The sequence below is a fragment of the Mesorhizobium sp. M1312 genome, assembly GCF_040318115.1.
GTDB lineage: Bacteria > Pseudomonadota > Alphaproteobacteria > Rhizobiales > Rhizobiaceae > Mesorhizobium.
On sequence record NZ_JAMYLQ010000003.1, the window covers coordinates 160,915 to 174,568 of the forward strand.

Annotated in this window: 16 protein-coding genes; 7 read left to right on the forward strand and 9 right to left on the reverse strand. The window is 62.3% G+C overall.

Annotated features, from left to right (window positions below; genetic code table 11):
- Window positions 1-156: 156 nt before the first annotated feature.
- The 7 genes from NKH36_RS05940 to NKH36_RS05970 form a co-directional block, all read right to left on the reverse strand.
- Window positions 157-891, reverse strand: a complete 735-nt coding sequence (locus tag NKH36_RS05940; protein WP_352960737.1) for an ABC transporter ATP-binding protein — start codon at window positions 889-891, stop codon at window positions 157-159.
- On the reverse strand, window positions 884-2,656 hold the full coding sequence (locus NKH36_RS05945; protein ID WP_352960739.1) for a branched-chain amino acid ABC transporter ATP-binding protein/permease: 1,773 nt from the start codon (window positions 2,654-2,656) through the stop codon (window positions 884-886). The genes NKH36_RS05940 and NKH36_RS05945 overlap by 8 nt, the downstream gene beginning before the upstream one ends.
- Window positions 2,649-3,482: a branched-chain amino acid ABC transporter permease gene (locus NKH36_RS05950; RefSeq protein WP_292180953.1), complete on the reverse strand. Its 834-nt coding sequence runs from the start codon at window positions 3,480-3,482 to the stop codon at window positions 2,649-2,651. Before NKH36_RS05950 ends, NKH36_RS05945 begins: the two co-directional genes overlap by 8 nt.
- Before the next feature lie 65 nt (window positions 3,483-3,547).
- Window positions 3,548-4,714 carry a substrate-binding protein gene (locus NKH36_RS05955; protein WP_352960742.1) on the reverse strand — a complete coding sequence of 389 codons (1,167 nt, stop codon included), beginning with the start codon at window positions 4,712-4,714 and terminating at the stop codon, window positions 3,548-3,550.
- Between the two features lie 53 nt (window positions 4,715-4,767).
- Entirely contained in the window at window positions 4,768-5,613 is an 846-nt protein-coding gene (locus NKH36_RS05960; RefSeq protein ID WP_352960744.1) for a nitrilase family protein, read from the reverse strand.
- A gap of 261 nt (window positions 5,614-5,874) precedes the next feature.
- Window positions 5,875-6,504 carry an ANTAR domain-containing response regulator gene (locus NKH36_RS05965; RefSeq protein ID WP_352960746.1) on the reverse strand — a complete coding sequence of 210 codons (630 nt, stop codon included), beginning with the start codon at window positions 6,502-6,504 and terminating at the stop codon, window positions 5,875-5,877.
- Window positions 6,505-7,644: a transporter substrate-binding domain-containing protein gene (locus tag NKH36_RS05970; RefSeq protein ID WP_352960915.1), complete on the reverse strand. Its 1,140-nt coding sequence runs from the start codon at window positions 7,642-7,644 to the stop codon at window positions 6,505-6,507. It lies immediately after the preceding gene.
- Between the two features lie 285 nt (window positions 7,645-7,929).
- Here NKH36_RS05970 and NKH36_RS05975 point away from each other — a divergent pair, with 285 nt between their 5' ends.
- The 5 genes from NKH36_RS05975 to NKH36_RS05995 all read left to right on the forward strand — a co-directional run bounded on the left by NKH36_RS05975 (window position 7,930) and on the right by NKH36_RS05995 (window position 10,950).
- Window positions 7,930-8,577 carry a class I SAM-dependent methyltransferase gene (locus NKH36_RS05975; RefSeq protein ID WP_352960748.1) on the forward strand — a complete coding sequence of 216 codons (648 nt, stop codon included), beginning with the start codon at window positions 7,930-7,932 and terminating at the stop codon, window positions 8,575-8,577.
- Between the two features lie 240 nt (window positions 8,578-8,817).
- Entirely contained in the window at window positions 8,818-8,964 is a 147-nt protein-coding gene (locus tag NKH36_RS05980) for a hypothetical protein (RefSeq protein WP_352960750.1), read from the forward strand.
- The gene (locus tag NKH36_RS05985) at window positions 8,961-9,416 is read left to right on the forward strand and encodes a sensor histidine kinase (RefSeq protein ID WP_352960752.1); all 456 of its coding nucleotides are present in this window, start codon (window positions 8,961-8,963) and stop codon (window positions 9,414-9,416) included. Before NKH36_RS05980 ends, NKH36_RS05985 begins: the two co-directional genes overlap by 4 nt.
- Before the next feature lie 74 nt (window positions 9,417-9,490).
- Window positions 9,491-10,567, forward strand: a complete 1,077-nt coding sequence (locus NKH36_RS05990; RefSeq protein ID WP_352960754.1) for a histidine kinase dimerization/phosphoacceptor domain -containing protein — start codon at window positions 9,491-9,493, stop codon at window positions 10,565-10,567.
- 164 nt (window positions 10,568-10,731) lie between these two features.
- Window positions 10,732-10,950 carry a hypothetical protein gene (locus NKH36_RS05995; protein ID WP_352958763.1) on the forward strand — a complete coding sequence of 73 codons (219 nt, stop codon included), beginning with the start codon at window positions 10,732-10,734 and terminating at the stop codon, window positions 10,948-10,950.
- Window positions 10,951-11,015: 65 nt separating this feature from the next.
- On the opposite strand, the gene NKH36_RS06000 is transcribed toward NKH36_RS05995, so the two are convergent.
- Window positions 11,016-11,147: a hypothetical protein gene (locus NKH36_RS06000; RefSeq protein WP_352958761.1), complete on the reverse strand. Its 132-nt coding sequence runs from the start codon at window positions 11,145-11,147 to the stop codon at window positions 11,016-11,018.
- 49 nt (window positions 11,148-11,196) lie between these two features.
- Window positions 11,197-11,397, reverse strand: a complete 201-nt coding sequence (locus tag NKH36_RS06005; RefSeq protein WP_352958759.1) for a DUF2934 domain-containing protein — start codon at window positions 11,395-11,397, stop codon at window positions 11,197-11,199.
- A gap of 434 nt (window positions 11,398-11,831) precedes the next feature.
- Here NKH36_RS06005 and NKH36_RS06010 point away from each other — a divergent pair, with 434 nt between their 5' ends.
- Together NKH36_RS06010 and NKH36_RS06015 are read left to right on the forward strand one after the other, a co-directional pair.
- Window positions 11,832-13,118, forward strand: coding sequence for an SDR family oxidoreductase (locus NKH36_RS06010; protein ID WP_352958758.1), 1,287 nt, complete (start codon window positions 11,832-11,834; stop codon window positions 13,116-13,118).
- Window positions 13,118-13,591 carry a DUF2269 family protein gene (locus NKH36_RS06015; protein ID WP_292180975.1) on the forward strand — a complete coding sequence of 158 codons (474 nt, stop codon included), beginning with the start codon at window positions 13,118-13,120 and terminating at the stop codon, window positions 13,589-13,591. Before NKH36_RS06010 ends, NKH36_RS06015 begins: the two co-directional genes overlap by 1 nt.
- Window positions 13,592-13,654: the final 63 nt, after the last annotated feature.

Consider the following 13,654-nt stretch of genomic DNA (forward strand, 5'->3'; position numbering starts at 1 on the left):
TCATTGCTCAACTCAGCCGGAGACACAACCGACCTAGGTACGAAGCGTCAGATTTTGACCGCTAGCCCAGCGTTTAGGTCGGAGCAGTAGCTGTTGTGATCGATCACCCGGGGAGCATTTCCGTCAGCCGCGACCTCCCTTCCGGATGCAGGTGTCTTAGATCTTCAGGTGCTGAAGAACTCGGGCCGCTGTGCCCGCCGTCACATCTCCGGCATCGTCGATCCGGCCGAGCTTCAGCACCGCCCAGCTGTCCGCGATGCCGAGGGCGAAGGGTAGGTTCTGCTCAACGATCAGGATTGTCGTGCCGTTCGTCCTGCGCTCCTCCCTGAGTGCCGCGGCGATGCGTTCGACGACTGAGGGCTGCAGGCCCTCGGAAATCTCATCGATCAGCAACAGCTTCGGCCGCAGCATCAGCGCTCGGCCGAGAATGAGCATCTTCTGCTCGCCGCCGGACAGCGTTCCGGCCCGTTGCGACAGGCGCTCCCTGAGGAACGGAAAATGCCCGTAAACCCGTTCCACGGCTTGCCCAAAACCGCGATCCGAGCGCAAGGCGAGGCGCAGATTGTCGCGCACGCTGAGATCCTGGAACAGGGCCTGTTCCTGCGGCGCATAGCCGACGCCGGACGCGATCAGCGAGGCCTGCGAGACACCTGACATAGAAGCGCCATCGAGGCGGATGTCGCCCGAACGCAGCGCCACGAAGCCGAGGATGGTTTTCAGCACGGTGGTCTTGCCCATGCCGTTCTTACCCATCAGCGCGAAGATCTGTCCGGGCGCGATGGCCAGCGATAGGGCATCGATGATGGCAACAGGCCCGTAGCCGCTCGATACATTCGACAGCGACAGTTTCGGCGCGATGATTTTGGTCTCTGCCTGTCTTGCCTCAAGCATGGGCGCCTCCCGAATAGATCGTCCTCACCACTTCAGAATTGACGACCTGATCGACGCTGCCGTCGAGGACGAGCTTGCCCTGGTGAAGAACGACGATCCTGGTCGAGATGTCGCGGACGAAATCGAGATCGTGCTCGACCAGGATGGCGGCGAAGCCGAGCTCGCCGGTCAGTTTCTGCAGCGTCGCGCCGATGGTGGTGCGTTCGACCTTGGTCAGCCCGGCCGTCGGCTCGTCGAGCAGGATGAGTTTTGGCTCGAGCGCAACGACCATGGCGAGCTCGAGGCTCTGCTTCTGCCCATGCGACAGCAGTGACACCGGCCGGCCGAGCATGCGGTCGAGCCCGGTGGAGCGCAGAATGTCGGTCGCAGCCGCCGGCAGTCCAAGCGTGGCGGAGCGGCGCAGCAGGCTCGGCGCGTTGCGCGATGCGCGTGCCATGCGCAGGCAGTCGGCGACGGTCAGGCTGTCGAAGACGCTCGCCACCTGGAACTTGCGTCCGACCCCGATGGCGACGATTTCATCCGGTGTCATGCCGCTGATGTCTTGGCCGGCGATGGTTACGGTTCCGCTCGTGGCTTCGGTGCCGTCGCTCAGGCAGCGCAGCAGCGTCGTCTTGCCTGCGCCATTCGGACCGACGAGGCTGACCAGCTCGCCGGGGTGAACGTCGAGGTCGATCCCTTGCAGCACCTGCAGACTGCCGAAGGATTTGCCGAGGCCGCTCACGGCGAGCACGCGGTTGCCGGCTTCCGACCCGTCGCCGGCCGGTTCGGCGGCGAGGGTAGGGCTACCCGATTGGCTGGCCTGCTCTTCATTGCGGCGCGGCAGGACGATCCTGGCCAGTTGCGCCAGCCCGTTCGGCAATAGGATGATCATCACGACGAACAGCGCGCCGACCACTAGGTTCCACAGGAAGGGCAGGTCGCCGGAAAGCTGGGCGCTGAGATAATCGATGCCGATCGCGCCGATCACCGGCCCGATGATCGTGCCGCGGCCGCCCAGCGCCGTCCAGATGACGATCTCGGTGCCGAAGACGAAGCCGGTGTTCTCTGGTGCCACCACGCCCGACGCGTTGGCATAGAGGAAGCCGGCAATGCCGGCGACGCCGGCGAGGATCGTTGTCAGCACGATCTTCAACCACTGCGGATCGAGGCCAAGATAGGCGCAGCGCGCTTCATTGTCGCGAATGGCGACGAGCAGCTTGCCTGCATCCGAGCGGGTGAAGACCAGGGCGACAACGGTGGTGACGATGAGGCAGATGCCGGTCAGCCGGAAATAGCCCGGCAAGCCGAGCGGCAGGCCGGAATAGCCGACCAGCCCACTGCTCGATCCGGTCCACACGCCACCCGAAAACACCAGCTGCGTGACAACGATCGGTACGACGAGCGAAATCACCGTCGCATAGAGCGGAGTCGAGCCGTGGCCGAATGACAACCAGCCGACGAAGGCACCGAGCAACACGGGCACGATGATCGCCAGTGCAAGCGCCAGGACCATCAGCGCCGGGGAGGCGCCGAGATGGCTGAGCACCATGGCGCTGGCATAGGCGCCGGTGCCGAAGAACGCAGCCTGGCCGAAGGTCAGGATGCCGGTGTAGCCCCACAGGATGTCAACGGTCACCGCCAACATGGCGTAGATCATCGAGCGGGTCAGCACGTTCAGCGTAAAGCGGTCGAACAGCGCCGGCCCGATGATGACGACGACCGCTGTCGCAAGCGCCAGTGCGGCAAACAGCCAGACCCTCGCGGGGGTGGAACGGTTCTCATGCACGGGCAAATCCCTTCGGGCTGATGCGCAGCACCAGGGCGCATAGGACCGCCACCGTGATGCCGCCGAAAATGGGGCTGACGAAGGTGCTGACCAGAACCTGGGCGCCGCCGAACACGAGGCAGGCGATGGCCAGCGTCGAGAAGGACGAGCCGGCCACCATGACCAGCATGAACGAGCCGATCAGCCACGCGACGCCCATGTTGGGATCGACGCTGGTCAGTGGCGTCAACAGCACGCCGGCCAGCGCCGCCAGTCCGGTGCCGACCATGAAGGTAGCCAGCCGTACGCGCGCGGTATCGATGCCGAGCGCGCGCGCCAGCATCTCGTTCATAATCACTGCCTGCGCCGACAGGCCGAGCCGCGTTCCTTCGAGAAGGAAGGTGAAGGCGAGCCCGATCACCAGCGCGGCGGCGACGGCAAACAGCCGGTAGAGGGAATACCCGACGCCAAAGACATCGACGGTGCCCGACAGGAGGTTGGGGGTAAACTGCACGTCGCGCCCGAACCAAAGCGTGATCAACTGGCCGATGACAATGCCCAGGCCCCAGGTCGCCAGGATGGCGTCGAGCGGTCGGCGATAGAGCGGCCGCACGATGACCAGCTCGGTGATCCCGCCGAGGATCGCTCCCACGGCAAAAGCGATCGGCAGCGCCAGCCATGGGTTGAGCCCGAGGCCGGCCGTGGCCACCGCGCAATAGGCGCCGATCGTCAGCCAGGCGCCATGCGCGAAATTGATGATCTTCAGCACGCCGAAAATCGCCAGCAGGCCGGCGGCGACGATGAACAGGATCGCCGCTGTCGTCACCATGTCCAGGAGAAGCGTCATGGCAAGTCCCCGATCATGTGGAAGGGTGGCGGACGGGCGCCACCCCGTAGCAATTGCAGGCGCGACTACAGGTTCGGGCATTGTTCGCCGGGGTCAACGCCCTTGAAGATGTCGACCACCGTGACCGAGCCATCCGCCTTCACCTGGCCGAGATACATGGTCAGCGGAGCATGGTGCTGGCTGTTCATAGAGACCGTGCCGCGCGGGCCGACAAAGGATACCTCGGCGAGGGCTGCGAGCACAGCGGCGGTGTCGGTCGACCCGGCTTTCTCGACTGCGGCCTTGTAGAGATAGATGCCTTCATATTCCGCCACCGAAAGGTCGTTCGGCGTGCGAAGTTCGGCGCCGAACTTCTTCTGCATGGCGGCAAGGAAGCTCTTGTTGGCGTCGCTGTCGATGCTGGTGACATAGGAAGCGGATATGAAGATTCCGGCCGCGTCTGCGCCCATGCTCTTGGCGGTTCCTTCATCGACGGCCAAATTGCCATAGGGGATGGTGACACCGGCCCCGCGGAACTGCTTGGTCAAGGTGACGTTCGGCGCGCCGCCCGCTGTCGAGGTGATCACGGCATCGGCGCCGGAGCTCTTCAGATTGGAGATGATCGCCGTCCAGTCGCTGCCTTCCATCGGCAGGTATTCCTCGCCGACGACGCTGGCGCCCGCCTTCTCGATGTAAGCCTTGGCGAACTCCAGCATGCCGCGGCCGAAAGCGTAGTCCGAGCCGATCAGGAAGAACTTCTTGGCGCCTTGCGTCTTGATGAAATTGTCGACGATCGGCGGCACCTGTTGCTCGGGCACCCAGGCGTTGACAAACAAATTGGCGTTGCAGGATTTGCCCTCGTAGAACGAGGTGTAGATGTAGGGGATGTCGCCCTTCGAGATGATCGGCAGGCCGGCATTGCGTGCCGCGCTCGTCTCCATGGTGATGACCGCGTTGACCTCTTTCTGGAAGACCAGCGAATCGAAGGCTTTTTGTGCGCCTGCCGCACCCGACGCATCGTCGGCGATCTCCAGTGCGAGCTGCCGCCCCAGCACACCCCCGGCGGCATTGATCTCGGCGACCGCCAATTCGGCCGACTGGACGACCGATGGCGCGACGACGCTGTTGGCGCCTGACAGCCCCACCGGGATGCCGATCTTGATCGGCCCATCCTCGGCGAAGGCGGTGGTCGCCAGGGCGACGCCGGCCAAGGCGGCGCTGGCGAATGCAAGGATCACTGTTCTGTTTCTCATGGTATTCCCTTTCTCAGTGTTGATCGTACCGGGTCGTGCCGGCTTCTTCTTGGTTATCCGTAGACGTCGGTGCGGCGGTCGCCGATAGCGTCGTTGCGCTCGCTCAGCGCCCGGCTCTTGGCGATGTCGCCGAGCCTAATCGTGGCGATGAGGATTTCCTCGTCTTGCTCGCTGGCCGGGCCGGCGAGCGGCCAGCCGGTCGGCCCGACGATCAGGCTCCGGCCAACAAAAGGCTGGCCGCGCTCGGTGCCGACGCGGTCGGCGCAGGCTATGTAGATGCCGTTGCTGTGGGCGGCCGCCTTGTGCAGGATGTTGGCCATCGGCTCGAGGTGATGGCCCTGGCCGGGCATCGGGACCCAGTTGGTCGGCACGCAGACCAGCTCGGCACCCTTCAGCGCCAGCTGCCGGTAGGTCTCGGGGAACCAGCCATCGTAGCAGATCGCCACGCCGATCCTGCCGATCGCTGTATCGAACACCGGCAGACCGAGATTGCCCGGCTGGAAATAGAGCTTCTCTCGGTTCCACAGATGCAGCTTGCGGTAGGTGCCGATAGGGCCGGACGGCCCGCACAGCATGGCTGCGTTGAAGAACCGGTCGCCGTCGCGCTCGGCAAGGCCGCTGACGATGTGCATGCCGAGTTCATATGCCAGCGAGCATAGCAGCAAGGCACTGCGTCCGGCAGGGATGGGGGCGGCGATTGCGGCCAACTCTTCCTGGCTGTCGAAGACATAGCCGCTGTCGGCGAGTTCCGGCAGCACCGCCACGGTCGCGCCGAGCCCGGCGGCCTGGCGGATCAGCCGCTCCATCGACTTGAGATTGTCGTCCAACCGGCCGATGGCCGGCTGAAACTGGATGCAGGCCAGACGGAGGTCCGCAGATGCTTTCTCAGATATTGCCAAGACCAGTCTCCAAACGCAAAAAACCCCTGGCGCGGACGTCATCCGCGAGCCAAGGGCTACATAGCCATCAATGTGAAACGGCACTCCTGCCGATGAGCAAACCTGCTCGTGCTTTAAGAAGTTGCACAGCCGGGAGGCCGCGTCAAGGGCCAATGAGTCCGGCAGTCTGCCGCACAGGAAGTGGCTATTTAGAGTAATAATATCAGCGAGCTGTAAGAAACTTCTGATGCGGTAAATCTTGTCGGGCTGTCGGCTGTCCGGTTATTTCTGATTGCCTTGCGCGGAAATCCCGAAGCCGAAAGTCCGCATTGCTTCCTGTGCGGCCAGGATGCCTTCGGCCACCGAAACCAGGGCGACCCGCTTCGATGTCGCCTGGTCGCGGATCAACTTATAGGCGGTTTCCTCGTCGACGCCGTTCATCTCGACCAGCACCTTGACCGCCTTCTCGATCGTCCGACGCCCCTTCAGCGTGTCCTCCAGCTTGCGTACCTTGTTGGCCAGCCGCCCTTCATAACCGTAGCGGTAGCGGGCCAGTGCAAACTGCGTCAGCACGCCCAACTGCCTGAGCGGCTTGGTGATGACGCCGTGGGCGTTGAGGTCGATGATCGCCTTGATCGAGGTTGGGCTTTCATAGGTGACAATGGCGACCACGGCAGCGTTGGCGCCCTCGATGAGCGACACCATCGCGTCGGTCGGCGCCTCGCCCACCTGCACGAACACCGTGTCGATGTCGCCCGGGATCGAGGCCGGCTGCGGCCACGCCGCCCTGACTTCGCAGCCAAGGCGTCTGAGGTGATCAACGAGGGCGGCGCCATCCTCGTCCTTCGGGTGGACGACGAGAATCTTCGCCTGCCGGAGGTCGTTTAGGATGCGTTTGAGCGTCGCCGTCATCTAAAGCCACGGCTCTTCGAAATGGGTCGCCGCAAGATAGGGGTCTGGCCGGATCGCGACCTGCGACTGCCAGGCGATGTCGAACTGCCCGGTGGCGTTGGCGATGCCGATGCGCGGCGTCGACCAGACGTGACGGTTTTCCTGATCGAACATCATCTTGCCCTCCGGCGATGCATAGTCGACGGCAAGGGCTGCCTGCCCGAGGCGGAACGTGTCGAGGGTTCCCGCCTTCTCCAGCGCGCGGGCGAACAGATGCACCTGCGTATAGGCGGTTTGCGACCACATGGTCGCGGTCGTGCGGTCGCCGAAGCGGCGAGCGAGCTCGCCGACGAAGCGCTGGTTCTCGCCGCTGTCGACGCTCGCCAGATAGGGGGCGGCCAGCACATGTCCGGTGCAGTGCTCGGCGCCGATCACGCGAATCTCGCCTTCGGCGAGGGTCAGGCTGGCAATTGGCCGCCGTGTCCGGTCGATCCCGGCTTCGGCATAGAGCCTGTAGAGGATCTGTGCGCTGCGCCCGATGACGGTCGAGAAGACGGCGTTCGGCGCGGCCTTCTCGATGTCGGCCATCAGCCGGCGCATGCGGCGTTCATCGGCGTCGAGCGGCACATACTGTTCCTCGACGATGGTGCCGCCCTTGCATTCCAGGAGGTCGCGCATCACCCGGTTGGATTCATGCGGATAGATGTAGTCGGACCCGGCCATGAAGACGCGCGGTCCGTAACGCTGCAGGATGAAGTCGGCCAGTGCGAAGGTGTTCTGGTTGAGCGTGGCGCCGGTGTAGAGGACGTTTTCCGAATATTCGAAGCCTTCGTAGATCGACGGGTACCAGAGCAGGCCGTTGTAGCGCTCAACGATCGGCAGCACCGCCTTGCGGCTGCCCGACATCGAGCAGCCGAAGATGACGTTGACATCGTCCTCGGTCAGGAGCTTGCGGGCCAGCGATCGGAACGCCTCGGGGTCGCTGCCAGGATCGTAGGCGATCGGCTCGATCTGCCGCCCCAACACGCCGCCGCCGGCATTGATCTCCTCGATGGCGAGCGCGGTTCCATAGAAATGCTCGCTTTCGGTGACCGAGGTGATGCCGCTGCGCGAAAAAAGGATACCGACGCGCCATGTCCCGGCTGTTTCTCTCACGGCAATCCTCCCTGCGCTTTTCCGGCAAAGGCCTATTGCACGCAAGGCGTCATGGCAATCGCCAGCGTGGTCGCTGGCTATCTCTGCTTTCAGGAAGCGGCAATCTCTCCGGCAGAGATAGAGGCATTGCCGCCCCCGCAGTCTGGGCCGTAACCTGACCGTCCGTGATTGGGAGCCATATGGCTAAAGGCCCATCCGCTACCGCCCGAATACCGGAACCGCTCAGTTGTCCGGTTACGTCGCGTTTAGCTCTGCCATGTAAGGAATTCGGAAGCCGGAGGCCGCACGCTAATGTTGGACAACTACGAGGTTGACGGGTTTGGCGTGATCCACCAGATCGACTTCACACCGATCAAGTACGACAAGCAATACATTTCCTATTACGAGGACCTGAGTGACCGGACCATCAAGCTCGGATACCAGCGACTTGGCTGGGTGCTGGGAATCACCAGCCAAATTCCTCGGTCCGTCCTGGAGATTGGATATGGCACGGGCACATTCGTCGAAGCCGCGAAAATAGCCGGGGTCGCCGACTGCGCCGGCTGCGACATCGCCAGGTTTCCACTGCCCAAGGGAGTCCGCTTTGTCGATTGGGATGAGGCTCTCGCCAGCTCGTGGGATCTCGTCGCCATGTTCGACGTGCTTGAGCACATCCCGGACCTGGGTTTCCTCGCCCGCCTTCAGGCCCGCTACCTGGCCGTCGCCGTCCCTTATTGCCGCTGGCGCGAGCTCGGCACCGCCGGCGACGCGTGGTTCCGAACGTGGCGTATGCGTCTCCCCAACGAGCACCTGCACCATTTCGACCGTGACTCGCTGGTGGCACTCCTCGCAGACGGCGGCTTCCAGTGCGTGACGCTGAACTGCTTCGAGGACGGGATTAGACTGCGGCCCGGCGAAGTGGGTCCGAATATTCTGTCCGGCTTCTTTAGAAAGCCATAGGCCAGTTTCCCCGCGGGCTCGACCAAAGCGATAACGCTCGCCGCGTCACATGTTGAACATCTTTGGTGCCGCTAGGAGCGACTGGGCCGCGTGGAGGCGAACTGCGACTTCGTCCGCCATATACGGGCGAGAGGAACTATTGAAAATGCTGGCCGTTAGGGTGTTCACCAATGCGAAGGGGGCCAACGTGGAAAACTGACGGCGCTTCACCGATACTCACAGGAGTTGAAGGCCTCGATTATGTCCGTCGCGGTGCGCGCCCGCGCCCGCCAGATCGAGGTCAAGTCCTATATCGAACAGAAGCAGGAAGTGACCCAGCGGCAGAACCTGCTGATCCGGGAACTGCATCATCGCGTCAAGAATACACTGGCCGATGTTAGGCCATGATGGGCGCAACGGCCATGTCAACCGATAGCGTTGAGGAGTTCGTGCGTAATTTCTCGGCCAGGATCGTCTCACTGGCCGAAACGCATTCGATTTTGACGGACGACTACTGGCAGACCGCCTCTTTGAACAAACTTCTTGAGGGGGAACTCCGACACTACGAAACAGACGACAGCCCACGTATACGGCTTGAAGGACCGAACGTCGCGCTCATTGCCGACATTGCCGTACCGGTCGGCATGGCCCTCCATGAGCTTGCCTCCAATTCGGCGAAATTCGGGGCGTTGTCTCAGCCTGAAGGTCAGCTTGCCGTCTGTTGGTCAGTCGGCAGTTCTGGTGCTGGGCAGATGCTCAGCCTCGCCTGGCAGGAGCGCAACGGACCCCCGGTTCAGACGCCGACGCGGCGGGGTTTTGGCACCGCGCTTCTAGAAAGGCTCGTGCCTTCCTACCCGTGAGGCTTCAAATTTGGCGATGGCCGGCTGAGCCCATGACTGGTACTGTGCTTTTCAGGGAAAGAACGGGCCCCGAGATGACATCGGATTCAGAGAAGGCCGTTGATCAGTTGCTCGATACACCTGATCTTGCCACCGCGCTGGAAAGCGATCAGTTCAAAAAATTCCTCGACCAGGTGCCAATCGCGATTGCTGTTTCGGACGTGAGCGCGAAAGAGCGCGTGGTCTATGCCAATCCGGAATTCGAAAAACTGTCCGGTCTAGCGGCGGCCGCGCTTACCCGGCAGAATTGGGCAGCACTCCCTGGTATCGGCCTCCATCAGCACCGGGACCGGCCACTTGGCGAGGCCGTGGTTGAGGGGACCGATTTCGTCGGCACCTTCCGGCTGGAGCGCAAAGCGGACAGGGCCGTAATAACTGACGTTTATTCAAACATCATCGTGGACGACAATGGCATGCAGTGCTTCCGGTTGGTGGCTCTGGTCGACGTGTCAGCCCATGGTGAAAATGACGACGGGCGCTCGGTGGAAGAGCTCGTTCGCGAGAGGGACACGCTGCTGCGCGAACTCCAGCATCGGGTGAAGAACAACCTCCAGATGATCACGGCGTTGATCCGTCTAGAAACCCGCAACGCCACGGAGCCCGATCAGAAGCGGTTTGAGAGGCTCGCCGGGCGTGTCGACGCTCTGGCCATCCTCTACCAGACGTTATCGGCCGACGAACAGAAGGATGAAGTCGACCTTGGCGTCTATCTCAGCCAGATCGCGTCCGCGGTGATGGCTTCGCATGCCGTAGAGGGTATTCGCCTCGACATGAAAGTGGACACATATCCGGTGTCGATCAACGTTGCCATGCCTGCGGGACTAGTCGTGAACGAACTGCTGACCAACGCTTTGAAGCATGCGTTCCGAGGGCGTGAGGGAGGTACGATAACGCTGCACAGCGTCGTAGATGGCGACGGCTGCCGGGTCATCGTTGCCGACGATGGTATCGGCCTGCCGGAGGGCGAGTCATGGCCCAAGCCCGGCAAGCTTGGCGCGCTGATCGCCCGCTCGTTAGCCGAGAATGCCAAGGCGCAGTTCGACGTCAAGTCGAGTGCTGGCGAAGGGACTGCGGTCACTATCATCTTTAAGCGATCCGAGGCCGAAAGCTGACAATCCGCTCTGAAGACCCATCTAGAGTGCTGCTGTTCGGCTCGACCTATAAGATGGACTAGCCCCAGCGTTTCGGCCGGAGAAGCGCCTGTTGTGATCGATCATCCGGGGAACATTTTCGTCAGCCTTCAATTTAAGCAGAGAAGCTGGCTTGGAGCAGATCAATGGGTATTTTTTCTGACCTCGATAAAAAACTGACGGAAAATCTCTACGCGCACGGTAACGACCTCGTCGATCCTGCTGCGGATCTTCCCGAGAGCGTAGAGGAGCGCGTCGAACTCTTGATGCCGTTCGTTCAGCCCGAGGCACGCGAGTTGGTCCGATCGCAAATCCTTGGTCTCATTCATGAGTACAGAAATGAGGATTCCGCCCCATCGGGTTAGGCGAGGAACGCGTCTACTGCGAAAACTTGCAAGTCCTGCCGGGGAATGGAGTTCAACTACCGTCGTCATCCATCCTGGTCTATTGCATGCGGCGCTGGCTGAGTCCCGTCACTCGTCCGGCCGGTCTGGTCGATCGAAAGCCAACCGATGAAGACTACCGACAGTACGATGACGATCAAGGCGATCAGACGAGGCATGGCATTTTCCTTTCCGTGCCGAACAGCCGGTCAAGACATAGGCTTGCCGTTATCTGGCGCCGCCCGTATCGGGCTCGGAGCCGGCGCCGACGGTCGGGTCAGGTACGACCGGGCCACGTTCTGCTTCGGAATCCTCTGCCTCGATCTCTTGCACGGCCTGATCCCAGTGTTCGCGCTCCCGCCCTTCGGGTCGGCCTTGACGCTCCCAGATTTCATGGGCTCGGCGCCTGATACGCTCTTCCCTGTCCATGATCGGCCTCCTGGTGCTTTCCTAAATTCCGCCATCGATGGTTTGTTCCGCGCTGCCGGACAGTTGCCGCGCTAGTCTCCTCGCGCATTCATACAGCTCATGCCCCACCTGGACTGCCCAAATGATCGCGCACGCCCGTCAGCGGTTCAGTTGACGCAACCATGGTATGCTCTATTTCAAGTTGCGCACCAGTCTCGTGGTCGTTTGGCGCCGGGAGGACAATGTGTGGAAGCAAGGCTACAATCGCGCACTGTAAATACCAGTAAACGTCGCGGCCTTCGACTTGACTGCCTGTGGTCACCATCACCCTTGAACAGCTGGCTGGGAGACGTGTGCTTCCGCAGCGCCGGAACAACATCGACGGCACCGAGGAGACATGCGCCGAATAGGACGGCGATGGTCTCGTGGTTACCGCTACCGGAGATCGGAGTCCGATGAGAATTCTCGTTGTTGGCGCCACCGGCCTGATAGGCGCTTCGGTCTGTTCCCGCCTCGTTTCCGAAGGACATGAGGTGGTCGGCATCGTCCATAGCCCTCGGGCAAATGCAGCCCGCGACTATCAGACATTGGTGCTGGATATGGCGACCGCGCTACGCCCTGAGGATTGGCTGCCGCATCTGGCCGGCATCGATGCCGTCGTGAACTGTGCCGGGGTTCTGCAGGACAGCCCTCGCGAAAAAACCGGGCAAGTCCATCGGGATGCGGCGTCGGCTCTTTTTCGCGCCTCCGCGCGCGCCGGCGTTGCCAAGGTGATCCACTTCTCGGCAATGGGTGTCGATCGGGCACAGCCTTCGTCGTTCTCGGCGACGAAATATGCTGGCGATCAGGCCCTCATGGCGCTTGATCTGGACTGGATAATCCTTCGCCCTTCCGTGGTGCTCGGCCGGCCTGTGTTTGGGGCCAGTGCATTGTTTCGCGGTCTGGCCTCGCTGCCGGTCCTGCCGTCAATGCCGGATACCGGCCGGCTCCAGGTCGTGCAGCTCGAAGATGTGGTCTCGACGGTGCTCTTCTTTCTCGATCCCGGCAGGCCGTCTCGTATGGTGCTGGAACTTGCCGGTCCCGAACAGCTGTCCATGGACGAGATCGTCGGCACTTTCCGGCGCTGGCTCGGCTGGGCTCCGGCAGCCAGGCTGGTCTTGCCGGGATGGGTTGCGCGGCTTCTCTACCGCCTCGGCGATCTTGCCGCGATGCTCGGCTGGCGGCCTCCAATGCGCACCAATGCCGCCAGGGAGATCACGCGAGGGGCGGTCGGAGATCCATCGCATTGGATGTCCCTGACCGGCATGCAGCCACAAAGCCTGGCACAGTTCCTCGCGCTCAATCCGGCAACGGTGCAGGAGAAATGGTTTGCCGGGCTTTATTTCGCCAAGCCTGCAATCTTCGTCGTCCTGCCCTTCTTCTGGATCATGACGGGGATTGTGTCGCTGACCACTGGCTACGGCAACGGCATCGGTCTCATGCAAAGCACGGGGGCTGGCATGTTGTCGGCGCCCGCCGTGATCGCCGGCGCTCTTGCCGACGTCGTCGTCGGCGCACTCATAGCCTGGCGGCCAACGGCGCGAAAAGGCCTCTACGCCGGCATCGCTCTCTCGCTGTTCTATCTGATCGTAGGCAGTTTCCTGCGCCCGGACCTGTGGAACGAACCACTTGGGCCATTCCTGAAGGTCTTGCCGATCATCGTCCTTCACTTCGTTGCCTTGGCGATCCTGGAGGAGCGCTGATGCTCTATTTCGTGCTGAAATACCTGCATGTCATCGGTGCCAGCGTGCTGCTTGGCACCGGCGCCGGCATTGCCTTCTTCATGCTTCTCGCCCACAGGACCGGCAATGCGGCAACAATTGCGGCAGTGGCGCGCATCGTGGTGGTCGCCGATTTTCTCTTCACAGCAACTGCCGTCGTGGCGCAGCCTATCACCGGCGTCGCGCTCGCCTGGCAGGCGGGTTACCCGCTCTCCGAAGGCTGGATCGTGCTTTCCATCGCGCTTTACATCGTCACCGGCGCATTCTGGCTGCCGGTGGTATGGATGCAGATGGAGATGCGCAATCTGGCATCCGAAGCCGCCAAAGCAGGGACCCCGCTGCCGGCCCGGTATAGCAGGCTTTTCTGGCTGTGGTTCGCCTTTGGCTTTCCCGCCTTTGCCGCCGTCCTCGGGATTTTCTGGCTGATGATCGCGCGACCGGCGATCGAGTGGTGACGCCTTGCCGCGGCGGATGTCGCGGCTTCGATTACAGCGCGGGAACATCTTTCCCACGAGTGC

Coding starts and splice junctions, on each gene's coding strand:
- NKH36_RS05990 (WP_352960754.1), top strand. CDS start 9,491: ATGACATCGGATTCAGAGAAGGCCGTTGATCAGTTGCTCGATACACCT.
- NKH36_RS05995 (WP_352958763.1), top strand. CDS start 10,732: ATGGGTATTTTTTCTGACCTCGATAAAAAACTGACGGAAAATCTCTAC.
- NKH36_RS06005 (WP_352958759.1), bottom strand. CDS start 11,397: ATGGACAGGGAAGAGCGTATCAGGCGCCGAGCCCATGAAATCTGGGAG.
- NKH36_RS05965 (WP_352960746.1), bottom strand. CDS start 6,504: ATGACGGCGACGCTCAAACGCATCCTAAACGACCTCCGGCAGGCGAAG.
- NKH36_RS05940 (WP_352960737.1), bottom strand. CDS start 891: ATGCTTGAGGCAAGACAGGCAGAGACCAAAATCATCGCGCCGAAACTG.
- NKH36_RS06010 (WP_352958758.1), top strand. CDS start 11,832: ATGAGAATTCTCGTTGTTGGCGCCACCGGCCTGATAGGCGCTTCGGTC.
- NKH36_RS05955 (WP_352960742.1), bottom strand. CDS start 4,714: ATGAGAAACAGAACAGTGATCCTTGCATTCGCCAGCGCCGCCTTGGCC.
- NKH36_RS05980 (WP_352960750.1), top strand. CDS start 8,818: ATGTCCGTCGCGGTGCGCGCCCGCGCCCGCCAGATCGAGGTCAAGTCC.
- NKH36_RS06015 (WP_292180975.1), top strand. CDS start 13,118: ATGCTCTATTTCGTGCTGAAATACCTGCATGTCATCGGTGCCAGCGTG.
- NKH36_RS05975 (WP_352960748.1), top strand. CDS start 7,930: ATGTTGGACAACTACGAGGTTGACGGGTTTGGCGTGATCCACCAGATC.
- NKH36_RS05950 (WP_292180953.1), bottom strand. CDS start 3,482: ATGACGCTTCTCCTGGACATGGTGACGACAGCGGCGATCCTGTTCATC.
- NKH36_RS06000 (WP_352958761.1), bottom strand. CDS start 11,147: ATGCCTCGTCTGATCGCCTTGATCGTCATCGTACTGTCGGTAGTCTTC.
- NKH36_RS05985 (WP_352960752.1), top strand. CDS start 8,961: ATGATGGGCGCAACGGCCATGTCAACCGATAGCGTTGAGGAGTTCGTG.